We start from the raw sequence: 5947 nt of genomic DNA, 5'->3' as shown, positions 1-5947 counted from the left end.
TCCCGGGAATATCGTGCCACTCGTCACTCCTATCGCCCCGGCTTTTCTAAGAACATCCTACCTCACGAGGCGACAACTAGTCTGAGGGCCAGGGCATCAACGGCCTCTGGCGCCAGGATGGGGCGCAGGTGCAGCTCGGCCAGTCGGAAGGCCAAGGCGGAGGCCGGGGAGAGGCCGGGCAGATCCAGGACCGGTGCGCCCTCCATCCATGCCCAGATCTGCCCCGTGCCCGCCTCGTCGCTCACCAGGGGAAAGAGACTGGACAGGGAATTGAGATCCCGCTGGACGGTCCGTCGACTGACGTCGAAGCCCTCCTCGGTGAGCCGCTCATGCAGATCGGCGGTGGCCACCCACCTCGGCTGGCGGGGGAGGGCCCGAAGGAGGGTCCATTGTCGGTGCAGGCTGTCGGCCACGGCGCGCTCCTTTTTGCCGGGCGGCAGGATAGCGCAGGTGGATTCTCGATCCCACCGAAGGCCCACCCGCTCATTTGCGACTTATCTTGTCGCACCCCGCCTGCATCCTTGCCTTGCCATCAACGCAAGGGAGGATGGATATGCACCAGCAACCACTACGAAGACTGCTGCCCGGCTTTCTGGCCGGGGCGGCCACGCTGGCCCTCATCGGCTGCGAAATGGAGAGCGAGACCGAGCTCTATCTCGATGATCTCGTGACCGTGGCCGAGGAGGGCGAGAGCCTCAATACACCCACCCAGATCGCCATGGAGATGGCATCCGTCCAGCAATGCCAGGACAACCGCGAGAAGCTGGAGTCGATCCTGGGCCGCTACCTGCCCGATTTCCGGGCCGTGGAGTGCGCCCAGGACCAGTTCCAGGCGGTGCTGCGGGCCGAGGCCAGTGTTCCCATTCAGGCCGGCTATGAGGCCAGCGACATGGATGCAGTGTTCGGCCTCGGGACGAGTACAGGCGAGCTCGATGATGGCCGGACCGCGTATCAATCGGCGTTCCTGCTCAATCGTGATCAGCTTAAGGCGCTGCAAGCCGATATCCAGTCCCAGTTCCACCAGGAAGTAGATCTGGCCGGTTCGGATCTCATGGTTCGGTTGAACAACGACCGGCGCGGCGAGTGGGAGGTCTGGGGCCAGTACATCTACATGGATGGGACCGCTCACCAGTTTGGCAAGGCGCGACTCAACCGGCGGAACCGGGTTCAGGTCAAGCTCTCCGATGTGGGGCGTGATGTCCTCCTGCGTTCCGGCAGCGCCAGCTTGATCGCGGCTACCCGTGCTCAAGACTCTTCTTCCGATAACTAACTCGAATCCAGGAGCATAATCATGCAGAAAGCAGGCGGAATCATTGCACTCATCGCGGGCATCTTCGGGATCTTCGCCGCGGGCTTCACGCTCATGGTCGGTGGGATCGGCGGGGCTGCCGAGGCCGAGGGCGCCAGCACCGTGGTCGGTCTGGGATGGGGCGGGGTCCTCTTCTCCTTCCTGACCATCATCCTCGGCGCCGTCGCCATGGGATCGGTTTCCCGGAAGCCGGGGATCCTTTTGATCATCAGCGCGCTGGCCGGGGCCGTGCTGGGAGGCACGCTGGTCGCCATCTTCATGGCTCTGGCCCTGGTGGGCGGGATCCTCGCCACCATCGGAGCCGGTGGTTCCCAGGTCGCGCAAGCGAGCTGAGCCCTCCCTTCCTGCCCGGGTATCCCCCTCAGCCCGGGCTTTGGGCCCTGCAACGGGGCCCAGCCTATCGCACCACGGCAATAGGGAACTGATCCCATGACCCACTATGTCCTTCTTGGCGACTCCATCTTCGATAATGCCGCCTACACGGCCGGGGCGCCGGATACCGTGACCCGTCTCCGGGAGCAGTTACCGTGCGGGGATCGCGCCACGCTGCTGGCCAAGGATGGCGCAGTGGCCGCCGATCTCCCGGAGCAGATCCGGGGACTGCCTTCGGATACCGACTATTGCTTTCTGAGCATTGGTGGAAATGATGCCCTCCAGGCCCTGCCAGTGCTGGGGGAGGGGGCCCGGGACGTAGACGATGCCCTGGAGCGGTTAGCCCGGGTTCGGAAACCCTTCCTGCAGCAGTACGCCGGCGGGCTGGATGCCCTGCTGGCCCTCGGCCTCCCGGTGACGGTCTGCACCATCTACGAGGGCCTTCTGGGCTTTGCGGGCACTCCGGAGGTCGATGAGGTCATCATGAATTTCATCTTCGGGCAGGCCTCGCCGCAGGCGCTGCGTACCGCCCTGTCGCTCTACAATGATCCCATCACCCGAGCGGCCCTGGCGCGGGGACTGCCGCTGGTGGAGCTGCGGGCGATCTGCAGGGATCCGGCAGATTTCGCCAATCCCATCGAACCGTCGAGCCAGGGGTCGCGGAAGATTGCTGCGGCGCTGCTGGCCCAGGCCTGAAACCGCCATGGTGCGGGATCTTTATGGTCGGGGAGAAGAGGCCGATCGCCCCTCCCCATGGCACCAGGCCGAGAGAAGAATCTGATAACGTGTGCCTAGAAAGCGAGGAAGGACTCAACCTGTGGAAAGTGGGACGTTCGCATGAGTCAGCGACTCCAGTGGCGGCAGGTCCGCCTTGCGGATATCGTCGCTGACGGCGATGAAGAGTCGATTCAGCTCTCTCATACTGATGCCAGGCTCCTGGCGAGTCTGCCACCCGAGTCTCGCGAATGGTTGTCCCTCCTCAGGCCAATGCTGGTCACTGAGGAGGAGAAGGAGGGGGATAAAGCCTACCGCTTGCAGGCAGGTCACGTGACCTATCAAGCGCTCAGGGCATCCCTGCGTCCGAAAGAGGAGGTAACGGTTGTTCTCCTGCCCGCATCAGGTCCCCCGGAAGTCATTGAGGCACTGGAATTGCTCGCCCTCCCTGCAGTCGAGGGGGCTGGGAGTGCGCCAGGGGTGCGCGGGCGCTGGATCGCGGCCCACGAAAGTCGGCCTGAGTTGCTGCGACTAGCTGGCCTGGAATCCCCCTCGCTGAAGGCGGTCGCCGACCACCTGGGCGTGACTCGCCAGACCCTTGTCAACGATCGCCGGAGCCGGAAAGGCGATGACGATCAGTAAAGAAGACAGTGCCCGCCTTCTCTGGGAGCAGTTGCCCGACTCGGCGCGAGAGGCTTTCGAGCAGGCGCGGCTGATGCTGGGGATCCCGCTGACGTTTCAGGGCGCGATCCCGATTGCTGATAATCTCGCATTCCTGCAGAGCCGCATACGTACCCTCATAGGCGCCGAACGGATCGCGCCGCTTTGGGAGTTCGTCGACGGGATTTGCCGTCTACCGAAAGAGGTTCCGCTTCAAACAGAACCTTGGCTGACGGCCATTGAGGCCGGGAAGGGCTACAAGGATCCCCTCCATGGCTGTAAGGAGAACTATCCCGTCTGGTCGGCCCTCTGGTTTCGGCACCATCTGGATGACCGAGACGGGCCGCGTGCCGGTCAGCCGGATGCTGGGTCCGGCTACGCCTGGGTCTATCAGGGCTTGCAGGCGCAGTATGTGGCCGGGTATCTCCGCCTGACCTCTGGACAGAGAGAGGAACTGAAGAGCCGGGTTGAGGTGGCGGGACGGTCAATTCGCCAACTCCATGGCCCGAACGACAAGACGGCCGAAGACCATGACTATGTTCTGGAGTGGCTGCGGGAGGCAATCGGCGATCCGGGCGAGTTGTTCAACGCGCTGGTGGCCGCGAAAGGGAAGCTGCAAGGAACCGCTACGCACTCGACAGGCTATGGACTGGGGTGCTTGGCAGAGCTTCTCCGTGTTGCTCACAGCCTTTCCGAACCTCCCGCCATTGAGGAGCGCCAATCCGGGTCGCGAAGAGGTGATGGAGGTAGAGAAGGGGGGGCGCGACTCGACGCGAACAGACTCTGGCCGCAGCACGCCTATTACCGCTATTTCAATGGAAAAACCGGCCACGCCGAGTTGGTAGCGGAAGGGGGTGCCCTCGAGATCGAGGAGCCGGATGAAAAGACCCACCGCGAGATCCTTGATGCTGGCCTCGATCCGCGGGAATACCGGGGTGCGGGTGAGACGGCCTGGGTCAACGTAAAGGCACTGACAGATGGGCCGGAGGAGGAACTGGTTCAGCTCGCCCCTTTGGCTTCCCTCTATGCTGCGGCGCGGGGTCGGGCTCGCCAGATGCGCATGCAGGTGCAACGGTTACCGTTTGATCGAGGCCGGGTACGTCTCGCTGAGCTGGCGACCCTAACGAGCGCAATGGCCGCGGATTACGAGGCCTTTGCACGGGCCGAGCCGACGAAGAAGAAGGAGCGTGAAAACCGGACCCAGACCCTGAGAATGCTCCGGGTGGCCGCTACGGCCCTGACCACGGGCGCCAAACCTTCGAGGCTCCTACCCAAGGGCCAGTTCCAGGCGATCGAGAGCGCCAAGGACCTTCCGTACGACTACCAATTGGCCGTCAATCTCGAACACCGGATGTGGGTGCGGCCCTACGACCCGCCGGCACGGAATCCGCTGCGGGCTGAAGAGAGTGGTGGGGCCATTGATATGCGACCGCGGGTCGCGCTTCCGGATATCTGGTCCGTTACGGCCAACACGGTCGCGGAAGATCAGGTTGCTGACTGGAATACCCACAAGTCAGCCACGCTGGAAGCGCACTGGCAGGCGTTCCTTGGGCGCCATGATCTGTCATCCGTGCGCAAGAAATGGCTGTCCTTCGATGGCCTCGCGGATATCCTGCCCTCCTGGTGGCTGGGCCTCGAAGAGGGGGCCCAGCTCGAGCGCCAGATGCTCTTCCGGAGGGATTGTAATGACCCCCTGGTTTCTGCACACCTCACGCGCTTAATGCGGGGTGTGCCCGTGGGGCCGCATAGCCCAGGGCCTGATGCGGCCTTTGCTCGTTGTAGTACTTCATCCACTGGCGGATGACCGTCCGGGCCTGGCCCAGCGACTCAAATCGGTGCTGCCAGATGCACTCTTCCTTCAGGGACCGGAAGAAGCGCTCCATCAGGCCGTTCTGCTCCGGCGTGTACGGCGTCGTGAACTCCTGGGTCAGACCGTAAGCCCTCACCGTCGCCGTGTACTGCCGGGAGCTGAATACCAGCCCGTTGTCGGACCGGAGCGCCAATGGCCGGGCTACTCGCTGGAGAACACCGTGACGCTCGATGAGCGCCTCCTCCAGGGCCGCCTCGGCCGTGGGACTGTTGCCCCGACTCGAGAGCCGCCAGCCGAGCACCTCACGGGTGCAGCAGTCGATGACGACAGCCAGCGCTGCTCGGCGGTCCTTGCCGCACCACACCTGCGTGAGGTCAGTGGCCCATCGTTCATCCGGCCGGCTGGCCACCGAGGGCAGACTCCGAGCCCGCGGCCGATGGCCCTGGGGCCGCTTCCGGACCTGCCAGCCCTTGCGCTGCAGAACCCGCTGGACCGGCTTCCGGTTCTCGCCCAGTATCGCCGCCAGGCGGCGATACCCGTAGGTCGGGAACTGCTCCAGCTTGGCCTTGATACGTGCCACCAGAAGCTCGTTGAGCGGTCGGGACCGCCGCTTCGGCCGGTAGTACACCGAGCGTCTGGGAACGCCCAACCAGCGACACAGCTTCGCCAACGGCACCGGCCGGCCCTCAGCCGCCATCTCCGCCTGCACCGACCTTACGAGCTCTCCTCGTCGTCGAGCAGGCGCTTGTATTTTTTTAACGCGTAGATCTGCAGATGGGCCTCGCCCAGCGCCTCCCGTGTCTCGCGGAGCTCCGACTCGTACTGCTCGCGGATATCCTTGGGCCGGGACCGGAAGCCGTTCTCCATGCTCTTCTGGGCCTCGTCCATCCAGGCCTCGACCTCGGAGACGGTCAGATCATGCTGCCGCGCTACCTCCGCGACCGTGGTCTTACCCTTGAAGATCTCCATCACCACGGCCGTCTTGCGCTTGGCGGTCCAGCGCTTCACCGGTGCTTCTTCGCTCATCGTACCCTCCTGTTACCCGCACTATACCCTGTGCAGTTCGGAAGGGGGTCAGTTCA

The 5947-nt window shown here is 64.0% G+C and carries 8 protein-coding genes; 5 read left to right on the top strand and 3 right to left on the bottom strand.

Going from position 1 to position 5947, the window contains the following annotated elements; translation table 11 throughout:
* Positions 1-62 precede the first annotated feature (62 nt).
* Positions 63-413 carry a hypothetical protein gene (locus BM272_RS13385; protein WP_093429292.1) on the bottom strand — a complete coding sequence of 117 codons (351 nt, stop codon included), beginning with the start codon at positions 411-413 and terminating at the stop codon, positions 63-65.
* A gap of 134 nt (positions 414-547) precedes the next feature.
* On the opposite strand from BM272_RS13385, the gene BM272_RS13380 reads away from it, so the two are divergent.
* The 5 genes from BM272_RS13380 to BM272_RS13680 all read left to right on the top strand — a co-directional run bounded on the left by BM272_RS13380 (position 548) and on the right by BM272_RS13680 (position 4859).
* Complete coding sequence (locus BM272_RS13380; RefSeq protein WP_159433102.1) at positions 548-1270, top strand: DUF7424 family protein; 723 nt, start codon at positions 548-550, stop codon at positions 1268-1270.
* A 21-nt stretch (positions 1271-1291) separates the two neighbouring features.
* Positions 1292-1642, top strand: a complete 351-nt coding sequence (locus BM272_RS13375) for a hypothetical protein (RefSeq protein ID WP_093429290.1) — start codon at positions 1292-1294, stop codon at positions 1640-1642.
* Positions 1643-1738: 96 nt separating this feature from the next.
* A complete protein-coding gene (locus BM272_RS13370) occupies positions 1739-2377 on the top strand; it encodes an SGNH/GDSL hydrolase family protein (RefSeq protein ID WP_093429289.1) in 639 nt (212 codons plus the stop codon).
* Positions 2378-2518: 141 nt separating this feature from the next.
* A complete protein-coding gene (locus BM272_RS13365) occupies positions 2519-3037 on the top strand; it encodes a hypothetical protein (RefSeq protein WP_093429288.1) in 519 nt (172 codons plus the stop codon).
* Complete coding sequence (locus BM272_RS13680; RefSeq protein ID WP_143613317.1) at positions 3024-4859, top strand: hypothetical protein; 1836 nt, start codon at positions 3024-3026, stop codon at positions 4857-4859. Before BM272_RS13365 ends, BM272_RS13680 begins: the two co-directional genes overlap by 14 nt.
* Here BM272_RS13680 and BM272_RS13355 read toward each other — a convergent pair.
* Both BM272_RS13355 and BM272_RS13350 read right to left on the bottom strand, forming a co-directional pair.
* Positions 4765-5562 carry an IS3 family transposase gene (locus tag BM272_RS13355; RefSeq protein WP_093427777.1) on the bottom strand — a complete coding sequence of 266 codons (798 nt, stop codon included), beginning with the start codon at positions 5560-5562 and terminating at the stop codon, positions 4765-4767. The genes BM272_RS13680 and BM272_RS13355 overlap by 95 nt on opposite strands.
* 17 nt (positions 5563-5579) lie before the next feature.
* Positions 5580-5891 (bottom strand): transposase, encoded by a 312-nt coding sequence (locus tag BM272_RS13350; RefSeq protein WP_093427751.1) that lies wholly within the window; start codon positions 5889-5891, stop codon positions 5580-5582.
* Positions 5892-5947 lie beyond the last annotated feature (56 nt).

The sequence above is a fragment of the Thiohalospira halophila DSM 15071 genome, from assembly GCF_900112605.1.
Classification (GTDB): domain Bacteria; phylum Pseudomonadota; class Gammaproteobacteria; order Thiohalospirales; family Thiohalospiraceae; genus Thiohalospira; species Thiohalospira halophila.
This window is presented reverse-complemented; position numbering and strand designations above follow the sequence as displayed.